18 protein-coding genes are annotated in these 19708 nt (G+C 62.9%); 11 read left to right on the top strand and 7 right to left on the bottom strand.

What is annotated here, in order from left to right:
* The first annotated feature begins 32 nt into the window (after positions 1–32).
* Genes DYST_RS10650 through DYST_RS10640 form a run of 3 tightly spaced genes read left to right on the top strand, consistent with a single transcriptional unit; the run spans position 33 to position 2416 of the window.
* The gene (locus tag DYST_RS10650) at positions 33–1400 is read left to right on the top strand and encodes a tryptophan--tRNA ligase (protein WP_239951781.1); all 1368 of its coding nucleotides are present in this window, start codon (positions 33–35) and stop codon (positions 1398–1400) included.
* A gap of 33 nt (positions 1401–1433) precedes the next feature.
* Positions 1434–1760 (top strand): hypothetical protein, encoded by a 327-nt coding sequence (locus DYST_RS10645; protein WP_102301982.1) that lies wholly within the window; start codon positions 1434–1436, stop codon positions 1758–1760.
* 14 nt (positions 1761–1774) lie between these two features.
* A complete protein-coding gene (locus DYST_RS10640; RefSeq protein WP_239951780.1) occupies positions 1775–2416 on the top strand; it encodes a DUF6348 family protein in 642 nt (213 codons plus the stop codon).
* 24 nt (positions 2417–2440) lie between these two features.
* Here the strand turns inward: DYST_RS10640 and DYST_RS10635 are convergent, their stop codons facing one another.
* Both DYST_RS10635 and DYST_RS10630 read right to left on the bottom strand, forming a co-directional pair.
* A complete protein-coding gene (locus DYST_RS10635) occupies positions 2441–2824 on the bottom strand; it encodes a VOC family protein (RefSeq protein WP_239952100.1) in 384 nt (127 codons plus the stop codon).
* A 114-nt stretch (positions 2825–2938) separates the two neighbouring features.
* The gene (locus DYST_RS10630; RefSeq protein WP_239951779.1) at positions 2939–4633 is read right to left on the bottom strand and encodes a tetratricopeptide repeat protein; all 1695 of its coding nucleotides are present in this window, start codon (positions 4631–4633) and stop codon (positions 2939–2941) included.
* A gap of 288 nt (positions 4634–4921) precedes the next feature.
* On the opposite strand from DYST_RS10630, the gene DYST_RS10625 reads away from it, so the two are divergent.
* Positions 4922–5326, top strand: a complete 405-nt coding sequence (locus DYST_RS10625; protein ID WP_239951777.1) for a globin — start codon at positions 4922–4924, stop codon at positions 5324–5326.
* 140 nt (positions 5327–5466) lie between these two features.
* On the opposite strand, the gene DYST_RS10620 is transcribed toward DYST_RS10625, so the two are convergent.
* From DYST_RS10620 to pdhA, 3 genes are all read right to left on the bottom strand, one after another.
* Positions 5467–6846 (bottom strand): dihydrolipoamide acetyltransferase family protein, encoded by a 1380-nt coding sequence (locus DYST_RS10620; RefSeq protein ID WP_239951775.1) that lies wholly within the window; start codon positions 6844–6846, stop codon positions 5467–5469.
* A gap of 171 nt (positions 6847–7017) precedes the next feature.
* Complete coding sequence (locus DYST_RS10615) at positions 7018–7998, bottom strand: alpha-ketoacid dehydrogenase subunit beta (protein WP_239951774.1); 981 nt, start codon at positions 7996–7998, stop codon at positions 7018–7020.
* Between the two features lie 3 nt (positions 7999–8001).
* Positions 8002–9087: a pyruvate dehydrogenase (acetyl-transferring) E1 component subunit alpha gene (gene pdhA, locus DYST_RS10610; RefSeq protein ID WP_102301988.1), complete on the bottom strand. Its 1086-nt coding sequence runs from the start codon at positions 9085–9087 to the stop codon at positions 8002–8004.
* 208 nt (positions 9088–9295) lie between these two features.
* Here pdhA and DYST_RS10605 point away from each other — a divergent pair, with 208 nt between their 5' ends.
* The 3 genes from DYST_RS10605 to DYST_RS10595 all read left to right on the top strand — a co-directional run bounded on the left by DYST_RS10605 (position 9296) and on the right by DYST_RS10595 (position 13378).
* Positions 9296–10150 carry a tryptophan 2,3-dioxygenase gene (locus DYST_RS10605; protein WP_239952099.1) on the top strand — a complete coding sequence of 285 codons (855 nt, stop codon included), beginning with the start codon at positions 9296–9298 and terminating at the stop codon, positions 10148–10150.
* A gap of 78 nt (positions 10151–10228) precedes the next feature.
* Positions 10229–11737 (top strand): peptide MFS transporter, encoded by a 1509-nt coding sequence (locus DYST_RS10600; protein WP_239951772.1) that lies wholly within the window; start codon positions 10229–10231, stop codon positions 11735–11737.
* A 132-nt stretch (positions 11738–11869) separates the two neighbouring features.
* Positions 11870–13378: a peptide MFS transporter gene (locus DYST_RS10595; RefSeq protein ID WP_239951770.1), complete on the top strand. Its 1509-nt coding sequence runs from the start codon at positions 11870–11872 to the stop codon at positions 13376–13378.
* Positions 13379–13449: 71 nt separating this feature from the next.
* On the opposite strand, the gene DYST_RS10590 is transcribed toward DYST_RS10595, so the two are convergent.
* A complete protein-coding gene (locus DYST_RS10590; RefSeq protein ID WP_102301992.1) occupies positions 13450–13938 on the bottom strand; it encodes a MarR family winged helix-turn-helix transcriptional regulator in 489 nt (162 codons plus the stop codon).
* A 90-nt stretch (positions 13939–14028) separates the two neighbouring features.
* Between DYST_RS10590 and hppD the strand changes: the two genes are divergently transcribed.
* On the top strand, positions 14029–15126 hold the full coding sequence (hppD, locus tag DYST_RS10585) for a 4-hydroxyphenylpyruvate dioxygenase (protein ID WP_239951768.1): 1098 nt from the start codon (positions 14029–14031) through the stop codon (positions 15124–15126).
* 52 nt (positions 15127–15178) lie between these two features.
* Here hppD and DYST_RS10580 read toward each other — a convergent pair whose 3' ends face one another.
* Positions 15179–15574: a DUF5362 domain-containing protein gene (locus DYST_RS10580; protein ID WP_102301994.1), complete on the bottom strand. Its 396-nt coding sequence runs from the start codon at positions 15572–15574 to the stop codon at positions 15179–15181.
* Between the two features lie 140 nt (positions 15575–15714).
* On the opposite strand from DYST_RS10580, the gene hmgA reads away from it, so the two are divergent.
* The 3 genes from hmgA to hemN all read left to right on the top strand — a co-directional run bounded on the left by hmgA (position 15715) and on the right by hemN (position 19578).
* A complete protein-coding gene (gene hmgA / locus DYST_RS10575; RefSeq protein ID WP_239951766.1) occupies positions 15715–17013 on the top strand; it encodes a homogentisate 1,2-dioxygenase in 1299 nt (432 codons plus the stop codon).
* 68 nt (positions 17014–17081) lie between these two features.
* A complete protein-coding gene (locus DYST_RS10570) occupies positions 17082–18068 on the top strand; it encodes a fumarylacetoacetate hydrolase family protein (RefSeq protein ID WP_239951764.1) in 987 nt (328 codons plus the stop codon).
* 109 nt (positions 18069–18177) lie between these two features.
* Positions 18178–19578, top strand: a complete 1401-nt coding sequence (gene hemN, locus DYST_RS10565; RefSeq protein ID WP_239951762.1) for an oxygen-independent coproporphyrinogen III oxidase — start codon at positions 18178–18180, stop codon at positions 19576–19578.
* Positions 19579–19708: the final 130 nt, after the last annotated feature.

Raw genomic sequence — 19708 nt, 5'->3', positions numbered from 1 at the left:
ACAACAAACAATAACGATACGAAGAAGAGAACATGAAGACCCGCGTACTTACCGGCATCACCACCACCGGCACGCCGCACCTTGGCAATTACGTCGGCGCCGTCCGCCCGGCCGTGGCCGCGAGTAAGCGCGACGACGTCGATGCGTTTTACTTCATGGCCGACTACCACGCGCTGATCAAGAGCGACAATCCGGAGCGCATCGAGCGTTCGCGCCTTGAGATTGCCGCCACGTGGCTGGCCGCCGGGCTCGATCCGCAGAAGGTCACCTTCTATCGCCAGTCGGACATTCCGGAGATCCCGGAGCTGACCTGGTTCCTCACCTGCGTCACCGCCAAGGGTCTGCTTAACCGCGCGCATGCGTACAAGGCTTCCGTGGACAAGAACACGGAAGCGGGCGAAGACCCGGATGCCGGCGTCACCGCGGGCCTGTACATGTACCCGGTGCTGATGGCGGCGGACATCCTCGCGTTCAACGCGAATAAGGTGCCGGTGGGGCGCGATCAGATCCAGCACATCGAAATGGCGCGTGATATCGCACAGCGCTTCAATCACATCTACGGCCGCGAGTTCTTCGCGCTGCCGGAAGTGGTGATCGAGGAGCAGGTAGCGACGCTGCCGGGCCTGGATGGCCGCAAGATGTCCAAGAGCTACGACAACACCATCCCGCTGTTTGCGGGTGGTCAGAAGCATTTGCGCGACGCGATCATGCGCATCGTCACCGACTCGCGCCTGCCGGGCGAGGCGAAAGATCCGGACAGCTCCTCGCTGTTCACCATCTTCCGCGCGTTCGCCAGCGAGGCTGAGTCCACCGCGTTCCGCGAGGCACTCGTCAACGGGCTGGGCTGGGGCGAGGCGAAGCAGGTGCTGTTCGAGCGTCTGGAAGTGGAAATTGCGCCGATGCGCGAGAGCTACGACGCGTTGATTGCGCGCCCGGCAGTGATCGAGGAGATCCTGCACGAAGGCGCCAAGAAGGCGCGCGCCATCGCGGGGCCGAAGGTTGCCGAGCTGCGTGATGCCATCGGCCTGCGTTCGGGCTCCTCGGTGGCGCCGCAGGCGACTGCGTCCAAGACAGCCACCGCGAAGGGCGGCAAAGCGCCGCGCCTTGCAAGTTTCCGCGATGCGGATGGTAGCTTCCGTTTCCGCCTGTTCTCCTCGGAAGGCGAGGAGCTGCTGTTGTCGCGCTCGTTTGCCGATCCCAAGGCAGCCGGTGCCATGCAGAAGCGCATCAAGGATCTGGGCAGTACAGCGGCTGTAGTGCAGGTGCTACCGCAGGCGTTGGTGCTGGAGATCGATGGCGAGGAAGTTGGAGCTACGCCCGCTTATGACGGCGAGCAAGCGCGCGACGAAGCACTGGTTCGCCTGCGCGGCGCGCTCGACCAACTTGCCGCGCAGGAATAAGGGGCCTACGGCCTTCAGGGAGTGAACTGACGCATGCGTTACCTGGCCATTCTGTTGCTGGCGCCCTGGCTGCTGATTCTCGGGTGGGCTTTCTGGGCCTATCCTAAGAGCTTGCCGCGCACGCGCCTGCGTCGTTGGTTTGACGTCGCTGCACTGCTGCTCGCTGCCTTTGCGGCGGTGGAGTGTGCAGGCAGTGCGTTCGATACTGCAGCGGTGCCTGCGGTGGGCCAGTACGGCCCGTCCAGCGGCGCCATCTGGCAGCAGGTGCTGCCGGCGCTGTATGGCTATGGGGCATGCGTGGTGGTGTTGGTGCTGGCGCTGATCGTGCGTCAGTTGGTGTGGCGCCCTCAGGCGCATTAAAGGCGGAAGCAGTCATGCAAGATTCGGATCTCCAGCGATACCTCCTGCGTCTGTTCGAGCGTCACGACGTCGAACTGGAGCCGGACGAAGAATGGCTGATGACGGACGGCGATTTCCCCGCCGTGCGCGCAAGCTGGTTTGAAGGCGCAGCCGGCGAGCCGGGGCGTCTGGACGTCGATGTGGTGCTGAGTGAAGACCGCCATATCGAAGAGAGCTTTGCGGGCGTCGGCGGTGGCGAGGCAGGCTGCCTCGATGCGCTGCGCGCGTTCGAGGAAGGCATCTTCCACGTGCTGCTGGCGGCATGCTGGTACGTCACCGACGACCGTCGCATGACCTTGTACGGCTGGGATTTCGGCATACGCACTTGGGACGTGTTCGTGGGGCCTTGGTTGTCGAGCAAGGACGGCGTTGAACCGCCTTCGGAACTCATGCCTGCGCTACGTGCCGCGTTGCAGGACGCAGCGTTGAATCCTGAGCTGCACTGGGTGCGCCTGTTCTATCGTCGTGGCGATGACGGCACGGTTAGTGCCGAGGCGCTGCTGGACAACGCCCCGTGGCCTGCGGGCGACCGGTTGCTCGCATCGCTGCCGTGGCAAGCGAGTGAGCAGGGCTACAGCGTGCGTGGGTTTGTCGCGCTGGATATCCGCGACTACTGATGCTGCTTCGCGGAAAGGCGCACATCATTCCCAGCGATTGAGGTGTGGTCCGAAGCGTTCGCGCTGCGGACGCACCACGCAAATGCGGTGCCCGCTCGGCGCCTCCATCACCCACCAACGATCGCGCACGAAAGCGACGCGCGTGGCGCCGAGTTTCTCCAACCGCTCGACTTCGGCTTCCAGGTTGTCCGTTTCGATATCCAGATGCACGCGGCTCTCATGATCCACGCGCTGCAGCAGGATGATCGGTTCGTCGTCCTCGGTGGCGAGCTCGGCGTACTTGCCGTCACCATCCTGATCGAGGGTGACGATGGATTTACCCAGAGCGTGACTCCAGAACGTGGCCGCCTTGCTGAGGTCATCGGTCTTGCAGTCGAGCACGAGGGTGCATAGCCGGCTGTGATGCATGAACGACTCCGATGGCGACACGAGACTGTCGTATAGCGGCTGCAGGGTCGATACCCCGTCAATCTGCATGGATCGCCGGAGGGCGCGGCGATCAGCCCGAGGCTTTCCACGGGCTCAAGGTATTGTTGCCGGCACGGCGTCGAACGCCATAGTGAGTCGATGTTCGTCGGTGGCACCGGTGAATGGCACGGTGCCATGCCACATCCACGATGGAAACAACACGATCATGCCGGGGACGGGTTGCACGTAGTAATCGGCACCCAGCGCAGGCCGTGTCGCAAGGCCAGGCTCGCCGAATTTCAGCCATCCTTGTCCACCGCCTTGGTTCACTGCCTTGGGCATCTGCACGTAGCACGCCGACGAGAGCCAGCCTTGGCCGTGATAGTGACTGACGTGATGACCTTGGGACTTCAGGCGCACGGACCAGAGACCCGCGAGACGGTAATGACCCGTTGAGCGACGGTGCCAAGCGGTATCGCCGATTCCCAGCGCGCTTATGTAGCGCCGCAGAGCGCCGTTCACCGCCTTGGGAAACGCACGTACGGCCGGCATCTCAGTTTCCGTGGTGCGATGTTCGACCTGCGTCTCGCCGCGAACGCTTAGCTCCAGCGGTTCGGCCAGCAACTCGTGCTCGTGGCGCAGTTCGTCGGCCAACGTGTCCAGATAGTGCGGGAGGCTGGACCAGCCGTCCGGGATGTCGAGCATGCAGCTTCGTACGAGCGAGGCGTAGTCATGGAACGGTAGATGACGTGGATCGCCGAGCAATCGCCACGCCGCAGCCTGCAAGGCGATCGCGTGATTGTCATGCGGGTTTCCTTCTAGCAGGCGTTGCGCGACCTGGGCGGCGGTTTCCGGATGGCCGGCAGCGAGCATCGCATTCCCATAGAGCCCGATAACGCCGGTGTGGCCGGGAGCCAGTTGCATGGCATGCGTTGCGTGCTGCGCTGCTCGCGCGGGGTCGATGGTGATCCATAACTTGATGGCAAGGATGCGCAGCGGCAGATGGTTAGGGTTCGACGGTATCCATTGCTCGATTTGTTCCAGCGCTTTCTCACGATCGCCTGCCGCGAACAGCATGCGGGCTCGCAGCAAGCGAAGGTCCATCGCGCGGCTATCGCGGAGTTGCAGCAATGCGCGATCGACTTCCACCAGCGCTGCCGATACATCACGCGTGCGTAGCCAGATCAGTTCCGCCAACGATATGTGCGTGCCGATGTTCCATGGGGAGTGCTTCAGGGCGCGGCGGTACTCCGCTTCGGCGTCGCCGTAGCGATGCATTTCGTACAGCGAGCGCGCCAGTACGGATCGGCTCCCTGCATGGTCCACCCCGTGGGTGATGGCCATCGTGGCCGAGGCATGGGCAGCCCGGCTCTGGCCATCCTGCCCCAAGGCGACGGCAAGCCCGATATGCGCGTTGCCATTGTCGGGTGCGGCGGCGATGGCGTACTGAAAAGCGACGATGGCGTCCTGTCGCTCACCCATCTCAAGAAGGATCTGCGCGCGCAGGAGCAGCATGGCGGGTGAAGTGAACGCCGTAGCAGTGGACTGACTGTTGATCAGTTCGCGCGCTTCGCGCAGCTTGCCCTGCGCCAGAAGGGTTCGGGCGAGCAGCGCGATGATGGATACATCGGCATGCCCTTGGGTGAGTGCATGTCGAAACAATCGCTCGGCGTCCTGCCACCGTCGCTGAAGAAGAAAGGCTTCACCCTGAGCGAGTAGGTGGACAACCTTGCCTGTGGCTGTCGCATTTTCCGGTGTCGCATCGGACGGCCGAAAAGGAGCGTGCTCAACCGATCGTTGCTCATCCATGAACACGTCCGTCAAAGGTGGAGGGAGAGGGGCAACCTTCCTTCGCCACTTATCGTTTTGTCAGAGCAGTGTGAAGACGAGCGGGGTGAGCGTATATCTGCCGAACGATGTATCTGCCTAATAAATTGCGTTAACGCGAACGCAAGCGAGTCGGCATGACCAGAACGTAGAAGTGCCGGCGCGCCACAGGTGCGACGTTCCTGGCCACATCGTCGCGACTATGTGCCTCAAGGTTACCTATGGCGACAGATGCTAGTTTTCCGCGCTGAGGTATCGCACGGAAAAAGCATGAGCGACACGTTCGACGATCTGCAGACGAGCTATGGCCGTTGCTTGCAGCATGGGAAATTCATTGCTCGTTTCTACGAGATATTCATGTCCAGCCATCCGGATGTGCCGGAGCTGTTCAAGGACACCGACTTCAGTAAGCAGTACATCGCGCTGCGTCGGGGCATTAGTGCAGCCATTGCGCACGCGGGTGGCAGCACGTTGACCAAGCGCACGATGGAACAGATGACCTGCGCGCATAGCCGAAGTGGCCATGCGCCGGTGCCGCCGGCGTTGTATCCGTATTGGACAGAGGCGTTGCTCATGGCCATTCGCGAGCACGATCCGGCGTATGACCTCGCACTGGAACAGCGCTGGCGCAAGGCGCTGGATCACACGATGAATTATTTCGTGCAGCGGTATTGAGAGCCCTCACCGTTTATCCCTTTCGCCGGAATGACGGTGAGGAAAGTGGACGATGTTCGAGAATTTCGGAGGTCCGACGTTGACGGACGCAAAAAAAACCCCGGTATGACCGGGGCTTTTTTTGTTCAACGTGCCAACGCTCAGTTCGGCGCGGACAGATCGTCCAGCAACGCCTTGAGGAAGCGGGCAGCTTCGCCACCGGTGGCAGCGCGGTGATCGAAGGTGATCGAGATCGGCATGCGGCGATGCACTTCGATGCCACCCATCACGGCTACCACGTCATGGCTCAGCTTGCCGGCGCCGATGATGGCGACGCACGGCGGCACGACGACCGGCGTGGCGTAGCGGCCAGCAAACATGCCGAAGTTCGACAGGCTGATGGTGTAGCCCGAAAGCTCCGACGCCGGAATGGTGCGATCTTCCACCGACGTGCGCAGGCGCTTGATGGCTGCGCGGATGCCAGCGCCGTCGAGCACGTCGGCGTTGCGCAGGGCCGGCACGAACAGGCCTTCCTCGGTGTCCACGGCAATGCCGATGTCCACATGCGGATGCAGCGTGCGGGTGAGGTTCTTGCCGTCGAACCATGCGTTGAGCGCAGGCACGGTCTTGCACGCAACCACGATGGAGCGGATCAGGCGGGCGGTGATGTCCTGCTTGCCGATCCAGGCGTGCAGGTCGGCGTCGTCCACCAGCGTGGTCGGGACCACCTGGGCGTGGGCGTCGGCCATGACGCGCGCCATGTTGCGGCGAACGCCCTTGAGCTGTTCCGGCTGGCCGCTGGCCTGCACGCTCGGCGGGGCCGTGCGCACCGGCTTGCCGGCGAGCGAGGTGGCTGTGCGGGACGGCTCCGGCTCGGGCAACTGCGGGGCAAGGTGACGACCGGCGGATGCCGGCACGCTGCGGGCCGGTGCGGCACCGAGCGCTGCGCTGCCGTTGGCGGCGGCGTTCTTGACGTCGGCCATGGTGACCACGCCGTCAGCGCCAGTCGGCTTGACGCGAGTCAGGTCGACCTTGAGCTTCTTGGCGAGCGCACGCACGGCCGGTACGGCCTTCACACCGCCGACGCTGCTTGCCTGTTCCACATGCACGTGGCTGCCGGAGACCATGGCGCCGACGACGGTGCCTTCGTCTTCGCGATCGCTAGTGCCGTTGTCGATCTCGCCGCCTTCATCGGAGGCAACAACCTTCTTCGGCTCGGCAGCGGCACTGCCGGCGCCCTTCTTCGGGCCGTGGTGATGGCCAGTCGATTCGGCTTCCGCACGCTGCTTGGCGTTCGGGTCGGGTTCGAACTCGGCCAGCGCGGCACCGGTTTCGATAATGTCGCCGGCGGCGCCGTGCAGCTTGGTCACCTTGCCGGTGTACGGGGAGGGCACGTCGACGACGGCCTTGGCGGTTTCCATCGAGCACAACGGTGCGTCGAGCTTGATGGTGTCGCCTTCCTTCACGTGCCACTCGACGATAGTGGCGTCGGGCAGGCCTTCGCCGAGGTCGGGTAGGTAGAAAGTCTTGATGTCGGCCATGAGTTGGTTCCGGTAATCAGGCTTGGATGTTTCGGTTTTGAACGTCATCCCGGCGCAGGCCGGGATCCAGTAGCGAAGATGCGTGGTCGTCGCGGAAGGTTTTGTGTGCTTCGCACAACGTATTTTGACTGGATTCCGGCTTTCGCCGGAATGACGCTTCGTAGGCGGTTCTTAGCTGGCTGCCAGCGCGCGCTTGGCGGCATCCACCACGCGTTCGGCGCTCGGCATGTACTTCATTTCCAGGCGGAACAGCGGGATGTGCGTGTCGTAGCCACTGACGCGTTCGACTGGCGCGAGCAGGTCGTACATGCATTCTTCGGCCAGGCGTGCGGCGATTTCCGCGCCGAAACCCGCGGTTTTCGGGGCTTCGTGCACGATCACGCAGCGACCGGTCTTCTGCACCGATTCGGCAATCGTGTCGAAGTCCAGCGGGGTGAGCGTGGCAACGTCGATGACTTCCGCGCTGATGCCTTCTTCGGCGAGTGCGTCGGCCGCTTCCAGCGCTTCCTTCACCTGCGCGCCCCACGAGACGAGGGTGACGTCGGTGCCGTCGCGCAGCACGAAGCACACGTCGAGCGGCAAGGCCTCGCCATCATCGGGCACTTCTTCCTTGTACTGACGGTAGATGCGCTTGGGCTCGAAGAACATCACCGGATCCGGATCACGGATGGCGGCGAGCAGCAGGCCGTAAGCACGCGCCGGCGACGACGGCATCACTACGCGCAGGCCCGGGATGTTGGTGAACAGATGTTCGTTCGCTTCCGAGTGATGCTCCGGCGCGCGAATGCCGCCGCCCCACGGTGCGCGCCACACGGCCGGCACGGTGATGCGGCCGCGCGTGCGGTTGCGCATACGCGCGGCGTGGCAGGCGATCTGCTCCATCATCGGGTAGATGAAGCCTTCGAACTGCGCTTCAGCCACCGGCTTCATACCCTGGGCGGCGAGGCCCACGGTGACGCCAGCAATGGTGGTTTCATCCAGCGGCGTGTCGAGCACGCGCAGCTCGCCGAACTTTTCTTGCAGGCCCTGGGTGGCGCGGAACACGCCGCCGTTGACGCCAACGTCTTCGCCCAGCACCACGACGCTTTCGTCGTGCGCCATTTCATACGCGAGAGCCTGGGTGACGGCTTCGATAAGGGTGATCTGTGCCATGACTTAATGGGCCTTCTTGTCGAGCTGGATGGCGAGATCGCGCTGCTTGGCGAGATCGGCGGGGACTTCGGCGAAGATGTAGTCGAACATCGCCGTGACGGGCTGCGTCTTGGTCTCGAGGTAGGCGTTCACCTCGTTGTCCATCCAGTCGTCGCACTCGGCCTTCCAGGCTTCTTCCTTCGCGTCGTCCCACACACCCTTGGCTACCAGCCAGTTGCGCAGGCGCTTCATTGGCTCCTTCGCCCAGGCGTCCTTCACTTCCTGCTCGCCGCGGTAACGGCGTGCATCGTCGGCAGTGGTGTGGTCGGAGAGGCGGTAAGTGACCAGCTCCAGCACGCTGCCACCCTGGCCGTTGCGTGCACGGTCCAGCGCGTCTTCCATCGCCTTGCGCACGGCGATGATGTCGTTGCCGTCCACCTGGATGGAGAACAGGCCCGCCGCAATACCCTTCTGCGCCAGCGTCGGCGCACCCGTCTGGATCTTGCGCGGCACCGAGATGGCCCACTGGTTGTTGACGATCACCGCGACCATCGGCAGGTTCTGTGCGCCGGTGATGTTGATGGCGCCGTAGAAGTCGCCCTTGGACGAACCACCGTCACCGATGGTGCACACGGCCACGCGCTTTTCGTTGCGGATCTTGAACGCCAACGCGGAACCGGCGGCATGCAGGCACTGCGTAGCGATCGGCACCGACCACGCGAAGTCGTGGCGAGCCGGTTCCTTCTGGTAGTCGTTGCCGCGCTCGTCGCCGCCCCAGTACATGTACACCTCGCGCGGCTGCACGCCGCGATAGAGCTGTGCACCGTATTCGCGGTAGCTCGGTGCGAACACGTCCTCGGGCTTCATGGCACTGCCGATGCCGACGTGAGCGGCTTCGTGGCCCAGGCAGCTGGCGTAGGTGCCGAGCTTGCCGGTGCGCTGCAGGGCGACCGACTTCGCGTCGAACACGCGGGTCGATAGCATCAGCTTGTACAGCTCAACCATGTGGTTGAGATCTTTGGCAAATTCAGGCAGATCGTCACGGACCTGCTTACCTTCAGCATCGAGATACTGGAGGTATTCGATTTCAAACTTGGCGGCGATGGACACGACTCGCTCCTGGAGTGAGTAATGGTAGGGATTGGGGTGCCGGGGCGTCGGCGGCCCATCCAGTGGGGCCAGCAGCGGACGTAAAGCCCTGAGCAAGAGCAAAATTGTTACAGGCGGGCATGTTGCGCCGCAAGGCACGGTGCAGCATGCGCACTGGTACGGCGTTGGTCTTCACACCGGGTAACATGCGAACTTTTCCGCACCCCGGATCGATATGACCGAGAACCAGCGCGACCTTGAGGCCGGCATCGAACTCGACCTGAACGGACGACTGACCTATGGCGGCTACCTGCGCCTGGACCAGTTGCTGGGGGCCCAGCAGCCGCTGAGCGATCCGCCGCATCACGATGAAATGCTTTTTATCGTGCAGCATCAGGTGGCGGAACTGTGGATGAAACTGGTCATCCACGAGCTGAAATCGGCCGTGGCGCATCTGCGCCGCGATGAGATCGATCCATGCCTGAAGATCCTGGCTCGCGTGAAGCATGTGCAGCGCCAATTGTTCGAGCAGTGGGCGGTGCTTGAAACGCTGACGCCCTCCGAATACCTGGAATTCCGTGGCGTGCTGGGCACGTCCTCGGGCTTTCAATCGTTGCAGTATCGGCAGATCGAATTCTTGCTGGGCAACAAGAATGCCCAGATGTTGCAGGTGTTTGCGTACGATCCTGCGGCGCAGGCCGCGCTGCGTGAGGTGCTGGACGCACCGAGCCTGTATGACGAATTCCTGAGCTATCTCGCGCGCCGCGGGCATGCGGTGCCTGGCGAGTTGACGCAGCGCGATTGGTCGCAGCCTTATAAGCGGCATGAGGGTCTGCTGCCCGTGCTCAAGCGCATTTACGAAAACCGAACGACATTCTGGCCTGAGTACCACATGTGCGAGCAACTGGTGGATGTGGAGGGGAGTTTCCAGATGTGGCGTTTCCGCCATATGAAAACCGTGGAACGGATCATCGGACATCGGCGCGGCACAGGTGGTTCCTCGGGCGTGTCGTTCCTCAAGAAGGCGCTGGACCTGGAGTTTTTCCCGGAGCTGCTGGACGTGCGCACCGAACTGGGCGCCTGAGCCGGGCTCCCGCTTTCTTTCGCCAACCCAACGATGTGACGGCGCCTGGCGCGCCGTTCTGCTTGCAAAGGGGCATGCATGAGCAACACCGCCGAGACCGCACCCGCGTCCGCGCCTGATTTCCCGCAGATGCTGGGGCATCCACGGCCGCTGTGGATGTTGTTCATGACCGAGTTCTGGGAGCGCTTTGCGTTCTACAGCGTGAGCTGGGCGCTGGCGTTGTACATCGTGGCGCACTTCTTCCATGGCGATCCGGCAGGCGAAGCCTGGGCCAGCAAGATCTATGGCGCCTATACCGCGCTGATCTATGCCACCAGCATCTTTGGTGGTTTCGTCGCGGACAAGGTCATTGGCTACCAGCGTTCGATCCTGATCGGCGCGCTGGTGATGGCGTTGGGCTTATTCGTCGTGATGTTGCCGAGCAAGGATTTGTTCCTGCTGGGCTTGGCGATGGTCGTGGTGGGCAATGGCCTGTTCAAGCCGAACATTTCGACGATGGTCGGCCAGTTGTATGGCCCCAAGGATGAGCGTCGCGACCGCGGTTTCACCTTGTTTTATATGGGCATCAATGGCGGTGCGCTGCTCGCGCCGCTGCTGACCGGCTGGTTGGCGGGTTATTTCACAGATACACCGACGCAGGAAAACTATCGCGTGGTGTTCGCAGCGGCCGGTGTCGGCATGGCGTTGAGCCTGCTCTGGTTCTGGTTTGGTCGCCGCGGCCTGAAGAACGTGGGTCGGCCTGCGCCGGAGGCCGCGAGCCGCATGCGCGTGGTGTGGGTGCTGCTGGGTGTGGTGGTCGCGGTGCCGCTGGTCTATCTGCTGCTCGCCTTTATCGGCGCCAGCGGCCTGCAGTGGCTGTTGAGCCTGTTGTTTGTTGGCGTGGCCGCGATGCTGGTGGTGGAGGCGGTGCGGCACGATCGCGTGCAGCTCGATCGAGTGATCGCGATGCTGATCATCTTCGCCTTCAACATCCTGTTCTGGATGATGTATTTCCAGCTGGGTACATCATTCAACTTCCTTGCCGCGAACATGGTCGACCGCGAGATGTTCGGTGGCTGGATGTTCCCGGTGGGCTGGTTCCAGTCGGTGAGCCCCGTGGCGATCATCCTGCTGGCGCCCTTGGTGACCCAGGTGTGGGCGCTGCTGGCCAAGCGCCACCAGGAGCCCTCGATCCCACGTAAGTTCGGCCTGGGGCTGGTGTTCAACGGCCTCGGCTTTACCGCGCTGATGTATGCCCTGACGTACTCGGTCAACAGCCATGGGCTGATCCCGTTCTGGCCGCTGACCGCTTGCTACGTGCTGCAGACTGTCGGCGAGCTGTGTCTGTCGCCCATCGGCCTGTCGATGGTGACCAAGCTGGCGCCGCCGCGTGTGGTGGGTGTGGCCATGGGCGGCTGGTTTCTGTCGATGGCGGTCGGTGGCAATCTGTCCGGCCTGCTGGCGGGAAAGATCAGTGGAGAGAGCGGCATGACGGCGGCGTCCGCGCTGGCGGGCTTCACCTTCAGCTTCTGGTTGCTGGCGGGCGCAGGTGTACTGCTGCTGTTGATTTCACCGCTGATCAACCGTTTGATGCATGGCGTGCGCTAAGAAGCGGCCCGATGCGGGACCAGGGAATGGTGCGGTGCATTTGACGGGCCTGGGCGTGGCCGGTTACATGTCCCGGTTCGCAAAAACTTTCGACCGGCACGCGAGTGCCCTTCCTGTCTTCATGGGGTTTGCATGAGCGAGACCAACACTGCCACCGCGCCGTCGGTGCCCGATTACCCGCAGACCATGGGGCATCCGCGTCCGTTGTGGATGCTCTTCATGACGGAGTTCTGGGAGCGCTTTGCGTTCTACGGCATGCGCTGGGCGCTGACGCTGTACATCGTGGCGGAGTTCTTCAAGGGCGACGCCGCGGGCCAAGGCTTCGCCAGTCGCACCTACGGCGCTTATCTGGCGCTGGTCTACGCGGCGGCGGTGTTTGGCGGCTACGTGGCGGATCGCGTCCTTGGATACCAGCGCTCGATCCTGGTTGGCGCGGTGGTGATGTCGGCTGGCCTGTTCATGATCATGCTGCCGAACGAGCAGATATTCCTACTCGGCCTGTCCACCGTGATCGTGGGTAACGGCCTGTTCAAACCGAATATCTCGTCCATGGTGGGGCAGCTTTACGGCGTGAGCGACGCGCGTCGCGATCGCGGCCTCACCCTGTTCTACATGGGCATCAACGCGGGCGCGCTGTTCTCGCCTCTGTTGACCGGCTGGTTGGCCAGCCACTTCACCGACACGCCCATGGAGCAGAACTACAAGCTGGTGTTCCTGGCCTCGGGCATCGGCATGCTGATCAGCCTGGTGTGGTTCTGGATCGGGCGCCGTCAGTTGAAGGGCGTGGGTCGCCCGACCGCGGACCAGGCGAACCGCATGCGCGTGCTCTACGTGTTGATCGGCTGCGTACTGGCGATTCCGCTGGTGTATCTGGTGATGGCCAAGGCCGGCGCCATCGTGCTGCAGTGGATGCTGAGCGCGCTGTTCGTGGGCTTGTCGCTGCTGCTGCTGGTGGAAGGCTTCCGCGAGGGCAAAGTGCAGCGCGACCGTGTGTTCGCCATGCTGATCATCTTCGTGTTCAACGTACTGTTCTGGATGTTCTACGAACAGGCCGGCAGCTCGTTCAACTTCCTGGCGCAGAACATCGTGGACCGCGAGATGTTCGGCGGCTGGGAATTCCCGGTGGGCTGGTTCCAGTCTGTCGCGCCGCTGGCGCTGGTACTGCTGGCGCCGTTCGTATCGCTGGCGTGGGGCTGGCTCGACAAGCGCAACATCGAGCCGTCGATCCCGCGCAAGTTCGGCCTGGGCCTGCTGGGCAATGCGGTGGCCTTCATTGTGCTGATGTACGCGCTGTCCAGCCTCGTGGACAGCCGTCACCTGATTCCGTTCTGGCCGCTGGTGTTGGTCTATGTGCTGCAGACCCTGGGCGAGCTGTGCCTGTCACCGATCGGCTTGTCGATGGTGACCAAGCTGGCGCCGGTGCGGCTGGTGGGCTTTGCGATGGGTGGCTGGTTTCTGTCCACCGGCATCGGCAACAACTTGTCGGGCATCTTCGCCGGACATGTAAGTGGCGAGACCGGCATGACGGTGGCCTCGGCCCTCAGCGGCTTCACTTTCAGCTTCTGGCTGCTGGCTGGCGCCGGCACCTTGCTGTTCCTGATCGCACCGCTGATCAACCGCCTGATGCATGGCGTGAAGTAAGGAGACCCCATCTACCCGTCATTCGCGCTTTCGCGGGAATGACGGGCTAGAGGGCGCGGCAGTGTCAGCGATTACTTCGGCTCGATCGCCTGCAGCTTGTCCAGGATGCGCAGCAGCCAGGTGCGCTCCTCTTCGTCCAGCTTGGACATCAGGTTGCGCTCGTGCTCGCGTGCCATGGGCGCCACCACCTCGTGGATGGCCCAGCCGGCCTCGCTCAGGCCCAGCACGGAGCGGCGCTTGTCGCCGTCGTGCGTGGCGCGGGTCACCCAGCCGGTTTCCACCAGCTTGGACAGGGCGCGGCTCACGGCCACCTTGTCCATCAGGGTGCGCTCGGCCACTTCACGGGCGGAAAGACCGTCGAAGCGGGCCAGCACGGCCATCACGCGCCATTCCGTCATGCTGAGGTCAAACCGGCGTTGATAATCGTCGGCAATCGCCTGGCTGACCGCGTTGGAGAGGATGGACAGCCGGTAAGGCAGGAAATTTTCCAGCTCCAGCGGGGCATGGTCAGGATGGTGTTCTTCAGCCACTGCTGCGACGCTCCTTGCAAATGGTTTCATATGTAACTATAACGCGAGGATTATGAGGATGGTCGCACGCTTGGGATGCCCAGGCGTAGGCCATCGAGTCCGGTCCATCAGGAGAGCCCCATGAGCGCGCACCCCAATCTTGGCATGCAGGTCACCACCTTCGAAAACCCCATGGGCATCAACGGATTCGAATTCGTCGAATTCGCTGCCCCGGCCGGTCGCAGCCACGAGCTGCATACCCTGTTCAAGAGCATGGGCTTCAGCGCGGTGCTCAAGCACAAGTCGCGCGCGATCACGGTCTACCGCCAGGGCGGTGTGAACCTGCTGGTCAACGAAGATCCCGACTCCTTTGCGGCTGAATTCGCCGAGGCCCATGGCCCGTGCGCAGCGGGTTTCGCGATCCGTTTCGAGAAGCCGGCGAAGGACGTCTATGGCGTCGTGCTCGGCAATGGCGGTGAAGCCGTGAGCGAAAAGGCGCTTGCCAGCCGTGCAGTGAACGCGCCGGCGGTGAAGGGCATCGGCGATTGCATGCTGTACCTGATCGACCGTTATGGTGACAACGGCAGCATCTACGAAGGCGACTACGAGCCGATCGCAGGCGCCGACCAGAATCCGAAGGGTTTTGGCCTCACCTTCATCGATCACCTCACTCACAACCTCTACTTCGGCAACATGCAGAAGTGGTCCGACTACTACGAGCGCTTGTTCAACTTCCGCGAGATCCGCTACTTCGACATCAAGGGTGCCAAGACGGGTCTGGTGTCGAAGGCGATGACCGCACCGGACGGCATCGTGCGCATTCCGCTTAACGAGTCGAGTGATCCGAAGTCGCAGATCAACGAGTATCTCGACGCGTACCACGGCGAAGGTATCCAGCACATCGCCCTGTTCACCGACAACATCTACGACACGGTGGAAGCGATGCGCGAGAAGGGTGTGGAGTTCCTCGACACGCCGGACTCGTATTTCGACGTGATCGACATGCGCATTCCGAACAACGGCGAAGACGTGCCGCGCTTGGCGAAGAACAAGATCCTGATCGATGCCGATCCGGAGACCAAGCAGCGCAAGCTGCTGCAGATTTTCACGCAGAACAACATCGGCCCGATCTTCTTCGAGATCATCCAGCGCAAGGGCAACGAGGGTTTCGGCGAAGGCAACTTCCAGGCGCTGTTCGAATCGATCGAACGCGATCAGATGAAGCGCGGCGTGCTGTAAACCGCAAAGAAAAAGGCCGCCCGGGAAGGGCGGCCTTTTTGAGCGGAGGGTTTTAGCGCCAGGACCCGCCGTTGTGCAGCATGGCGGCGAACACGGCGCCATAGAAGATCAACGCCAGGACCCACAAGGCGATGCCGACGATCATCATCACGCCCTGGATCACGAAGAAGCTGCGCAGCTTGGTCAAGGCTTCCTTCATGGCGGCGACGTCACCGCTGACCTGGGCGCGTTCAAGGGCGCCGGCGGACTGCAGAAGCAGCACGCCGATCCAGATCGGCAGCCACGCGATGATGATGCCGACGATGGTGATGGCGTAGAGGGCACCGCCGATGATGAACACGATGCCCAGGAACTTCATCCAACCTTTGCCGGAAGCGAGGGGCTGGATCAGATCCTGGATAGAGTGATTGGAAGGGGCATTGCCCAGCGAGGAATACGAGTCGGACATGCGGGTTCCTTGTGATGTTGTTGCAATAGACGAACAACGCCTCGTCCTTGGGGTGAGGCGGCCAACGGTTGTAGGGCAAGATTAATAGGATCGCGAGGGGCGTGTGGTGCCCCCGCACTCGGGCAGATCGCGGAGCTTCCATGTCAGCCAGCAAACAGCAGTATCAGTCAGGTTTCGCCAACGAATTCGCCACCGAGGCCCTGCCCGGGGTGCTGCCCGAAGGGCAGAACTCGCCGCAGCAGGCGGCCCATGGGCTCTACGCCGAGCAGATCTCCGGCTCGGCCTTCACCGCGCCGCGCCACAGCAACCGGCGCAGCTGGCTGTACCGCATCCGCCCGGCGGCCATGCACCACCCATTCGAGGCGATGCCGGACGGCCGCTTCCACAACCGCTTCAACGAGGTTCCGGCCAACCCGAACCAGTTGCGCTGGAGCCCGTTCCCGCTGCCCGCCGAACCCACCGACTTCATCGACGGTATGTTCACCGTGGCCGGCAATGGCAGCGCGGCGGACCAGACCGGCGTAGGCATCCACGTTTACACCGCCAACCGCTCGATGAAGGGCCGCTTCTTCTACAACGCCGACGGCGAGCTGCTGATCGTGCCCCAGCACGGGCGCCTGAAGCTGGTCACCGAGATGGGCGTCATCGAGCTGGAGCCGCTGGAAATCGCCGTGATCCCGCGTGGCGTGCGCTTCCGCGTGGAGCTGCTCGACGACACCGCGCGCGGCTATGTCGCGGAGAACTTCGGTGCGCTGCTGCGTCTGCCTGACCTTGGCCCCATTGGCAGCAACGGTCTGGCGAACCCGCGTGACTTCCTCACGCCGGTGGCCGCCTACGAGGATGTCGAAGGTAAGTTCGAGTTGATCGCCAAGTTTGGTGGCAACCTGTGGCGCGCAGGCATCGACCACTCGCCGCTGGATGTAGTGGGCTGGCATGGCAACTATGCGCCGTACAAGTACGACCTGCGCCGCTTCAACACCATCGGCTCGATCAGCTTCGATCACCCGGATCCGAGCATCTTCCTTGTGCTGCATTCGCCGAGTGATACGGACGGCGTGAGCAACATGGATTTCGTGATCTTCCCGCCGCGCTGGCTGGTGGCACAGCATACGTTCCGCCCGCCGTGGTTCCACCGCAATATCGCGAGCGAGTTCATGGGGCTGATCACCGGCGCGTATGACGCCAAGGCCGAGGGCTTCTCGCCGGGCGGCGCCTCGCTGCACAACTGCATGAGCGGCCACGGCCCGGATGCGGCGACTTACGAGAAAGCGTCCACGCGCGACCTTTCGCAGCCGGACGTCATTACCGGCACGATGGCCTTCATGTTCGAAACCCGCCGCGTGATCCAGCCGACCAAGCAGGCACTGGCCTCGCCGGAGCTGCAGGGTAACTACTACGAGTGCTGGCAGGGCATCCACAAGCATTTCACGGGCAAGTAAGTCCGGCATCGGACTAACGATCAACACAAGATGGCAGACTGTGCCCTGCACGGTCGACGGAGCAAAGCATGAAACTGGGTTCACTGAAGGAAGGCGGCCGCGACGGCACCTTGGTTGTCGTCAATCGCGCGCTGACGCAGGCGGTCAAGGCCACCGGCATTGCGCCGACGCTGCAATCAGCGCTGGACGACTGGTCGAGCGCGGCGCCGCGTCTCAACGCGCTGTACGAGGAACTGAACGCAGGCACCGCGAATGGCGCGTTCGCCCTCGACATGACCGCACTGGCCGCGCCGCTGCCGCGCGCCTATGAATTCGTCGACGGTAGCGCCTACCTGCCGCACGTGGAGCGCGTGCGTCGTGCGCGCGGTGCGGAAGTGCCGGAGTCTTTTTATGTCGATCCGCTGATGTATCAGGCGACCAGCGCCGGCTTCCTTGGTCCCCGTGATCCGGTGGTGGTGCCGAGCGAGGACTACGGCATCGATCTGGAAGCCGAGGTGGTAGTGATCACCGACGACGTGCCGATGGCGGTGACGCCGGCGCAGGCGGCTGCGCACATCCAGCTGGTTGGCCTGGTCAACGACGTCTCGCTGCGTAACCTGATTCCGGGCGAACTCGCCAAGGGTTTCGGCTTCCTGCAGTCCAAGCCGCGCTCCGCACTGTCGCCGGTGTTTGTGACGCCGGACGAACTGGGCGATGCGTGGCAGGATGAAAAGCTGCATTTGCCCATGCGCACCTGGCTCAACGGCCAGTGGTTCGGTGAAGCCGAGTGCGGCGTGGACATGCAGTTCAACTTCGCGCAACTGGTGGCGCATGCCGCCAAGTCGCGTCCGTTGACGGCCGGCACCATTGTTGGCTCGGGCACCATCGCCAACGAAGACACCAGCAAGGGCGCCTCGTGCCTGGCCGAACAGCGCACGGTAGAAACCCTGCGTGACGGCAAGCCGTCCACGCCGTTCCTGTCGTTTGGCAATAGCTTGCGCATCGACGTGACCGATACGTCGGGCGTGTCCATCTTCGGCGCCATCGAGCAGACCATCGCGCCGCTCAAGAAGTAAACGACGTCGCTGCGCCACCGTGGGCTGTGCCCACGGTGGCGTGCGAATTGTCGCAGAGCCCTGATGGGCGTCAGGTCCGTAGTTCGCCGCCGCCGCGATACTGCCGCGCATGCGCACGAACATCATCGTTCCGGAATTCGATCCCGCACTCGTTGCCCGTTACGATGTGCCCGGCCCTCGTTACACAAGCTATCCGACGGCGCCGCAGTTCCACACGGGCTTTGATGAGGCCGCATTTCGTGCGGCAGCCATCGCATCCAACGAAACACCGTCGCCGCAGCCGTTGTCGCTTTACGTGCATGTGCCGTTCTGTTTCAGCCCGTGCTTCTACTGTGGCTGCACCCGCATTATCACGCGCGACGTCACCCGCGCTGACCATTATCTCGACGTACTGCGGCGTGAGATCGCCCTCACGGGTTCGCTGTTCGATCGTGGACGCCCCTTGCTGCAGCTTCATCTCGGCGGTGGTACGCCGAACTTCCTCGATGCGCCTCGCATGGCGCGGCTGGTGGCTGCTCTCGAAGGACACTTCTCTTATCGCCGGGATGGTATTCGGGAATACGGTATCGAGATCGACCCGCGCTATGCGGATGGCCGCTATGTGCGTGATCTGGCCGCGCTTGGATTCAATCGTCTGTCGGTAGGTATCCAGGATTTCGATCCCGACGTGCAGGCGGCGGTCAATCGCATCCAGAGCGTAGAGCAGACGCGCGAGGTGATCGATGCGGCACGTGACGCCGGCTACGGCTCGGTCAGCGTGGACCTGATCTATGGGTTGCCGCGCCAGACGCTCGATGGTTTCCAGCGCACGCTGGAGCAGGTCATCGCGTTGGCGCCAGACCGTGTGGCGGTCTACGGCTACGCCCATCTGCCGCATCTGTTCAAAGCGCAGCACCAGATCGACGACGAGGATCTACCCGATTCATCGACGCGCCTGGCTTTGTTCGGCGTCGCTTTCCGGATGCTGTGCGAGGCCGGCTACGTCTACGTCGGCATGGATCACTTCGCCCGTGCCGATGACGAACTGGTTCGTGCACAGCGGGCCGGCACGTTGCAGCGCAACTTCCAGGGCTACTCCACCCATGGCGACTGCGACATCGTGGGTCTTGGCGTGAGCGCGATCAGCCGTGTTGGCGACACCTACAGTCAGAACGCACGTGATCTCCTGGGCTATGAAGCAGCGCTCGCTTCGGGGCGCCTACCGGTCAGTCGCGGCATTCGCTTAAGCGACGACGATCAGTTGCGTCGGGCCGTCATCGGGGAGCTGATGTGTCACGGCCAGATCGACATGCAGCGTTTCATGGAAGGGAAGGGCTTTCGGTTCGGCGACGCTTTCGCCTCTGAACTCGAGCGACTGGACCAGTGTGTCGACGATGGGCTCGTCGAGCTGGATGCGAATGTCATTCGCGTCACACCGCGTGGCCGGCTACTGCTGCGCAACGTTGCGATGTGCTTCGACGCCTACCTCAGCAGAGCGTTGGATGCACCGCGTTACTCTCGCACGATATGACGGTTACCCCGCATGATCGACGGTCGTGACGCGTCGGTGGCATGGTTGGATGCGCCATCGGCATGCTTGCCTGACGTTGGCGATATCGTGGCCCGAACAAGCGTGATCGGTCGCGTGGATTCCGAATCTG

Origin of the sequence: Dyella terrae (assembly GCF_022394535.1) — a bacterium.
Taxonomy (GTDB): Bacteria; Pseudomonadota; Gammaproteobacteria; order Xanthomonadales; family Rhodanobacteraceae; genus Dyella.
The sequence above is the reverse complement of the archived record's forward strand: the minus strand, read 5'-3'. Positions and strand labels throughout refer to the sequence as shown.

Coding starts and splice junctions, on each gene's coding strand:
- DYST_RS10650 (WP_239951781.1), top strand. CDS start 33: ATGAAGACCCGCGTACTTACCGGCATCACCACCACCGGCACGCCGCAC.
- DYST_RS10590 (WP_102301992.1), bottom strand. CDS start 13,938: ATGAAACCATTTGCAAGGAGCGTCGCAGCAGTGGCTGAAGAACACCAT.
- DYST_RS10635 (WP_239952100.1), bottom strand. CDS start 2,824: ATGCATCACAGCCGGCTATGCACCCTCGTGCTCGACTGCAAGACCGAT.
- DYST_RS10600 (WP_239951772.1), top strand. CDS start 10,229: ATGAGCAACACCGCCGAGACCGCACCCGCGTCCGCGCCTGATTTCCCG.
- DYST_RS10625 (WP_239951777.1), top strand. CDS start 4,922: ATGAGCGACACGTTCGACGATCTGCAGACGAGCTATGGCCGTTGCTTG.
- hemN (WP_239951762.1), top strand. CDS start 18,178: ATGCGCACGAACATCATCGTTCCGGAATTCGATCCCGCACTCGTTGCC.
- hmgA (WP_239951766.1), top strand. CDS start 15,715: ATGTCAGCCAGCAAACAGCAGTATCAGTCAGGTTTCGCCAACGAATTC.
- DYST_RS10620 (WP_239951775.1), bottom strand. CDS start 6,846: ATGGCCGACATCAAGACTTTCTACCTACCCGACCTCGGCGAAGGCCTG.
- DYST_RS10630 (WP_239951779.1), bottom strand. CDS start 4,633: ATGGATGAGCAACGATCGGTTGAGCACGCTCCTTTTCGGCCGTCCGAT.
- DYST_RS10580 (WP_102301994.1), bottom strand. CDS start 15,574: ATGTCCGACTCGTATTCCTCGCTGGGCAATGCCCCTTCCAATCACTCT.
- hppD (WP_239951768.1), top strand. CDS start 14,029: ATGAGCGCGCACCCCAATCTTGGCATGCAGGTCACCACCTTCGAAAAC.
- DYST_RS10595 (WP_239951770.1), top strand. CDS start 11,870: ATGAGCGAGACCAACACTGCCACCGCGCCGTCGGTGCCCGATTACCCG.
- DYST_RS10640 (WP_239951780.1), top strand. CDS start 1,775: ATGCAAGATTCGGATCTCCAGCGATACCTCCTGCGTCTGTTCGAGCGT.
- DYST_RS10645 (WP_102301982.1), top strand. CDS start 1,434: ATGCGTTACCTGGCCATTCTGTTGCTGGCGCCCTGGCTGCTGATTCTC.
- DYST_RS10570 (WP_239951764.1), top strand. CDS start 17,082: ATGAAACTGGGTTCACTGAAGGAAGGCGGCCGCGACGGCACCTTGGTT.
- DYST_RS10615 (WP_239951774.1), bottom strand. CDS start 7,998: ATGGCACAGATCACCCTTATCGAAGCCGTCACCCAGGCTCTCGCGTAT.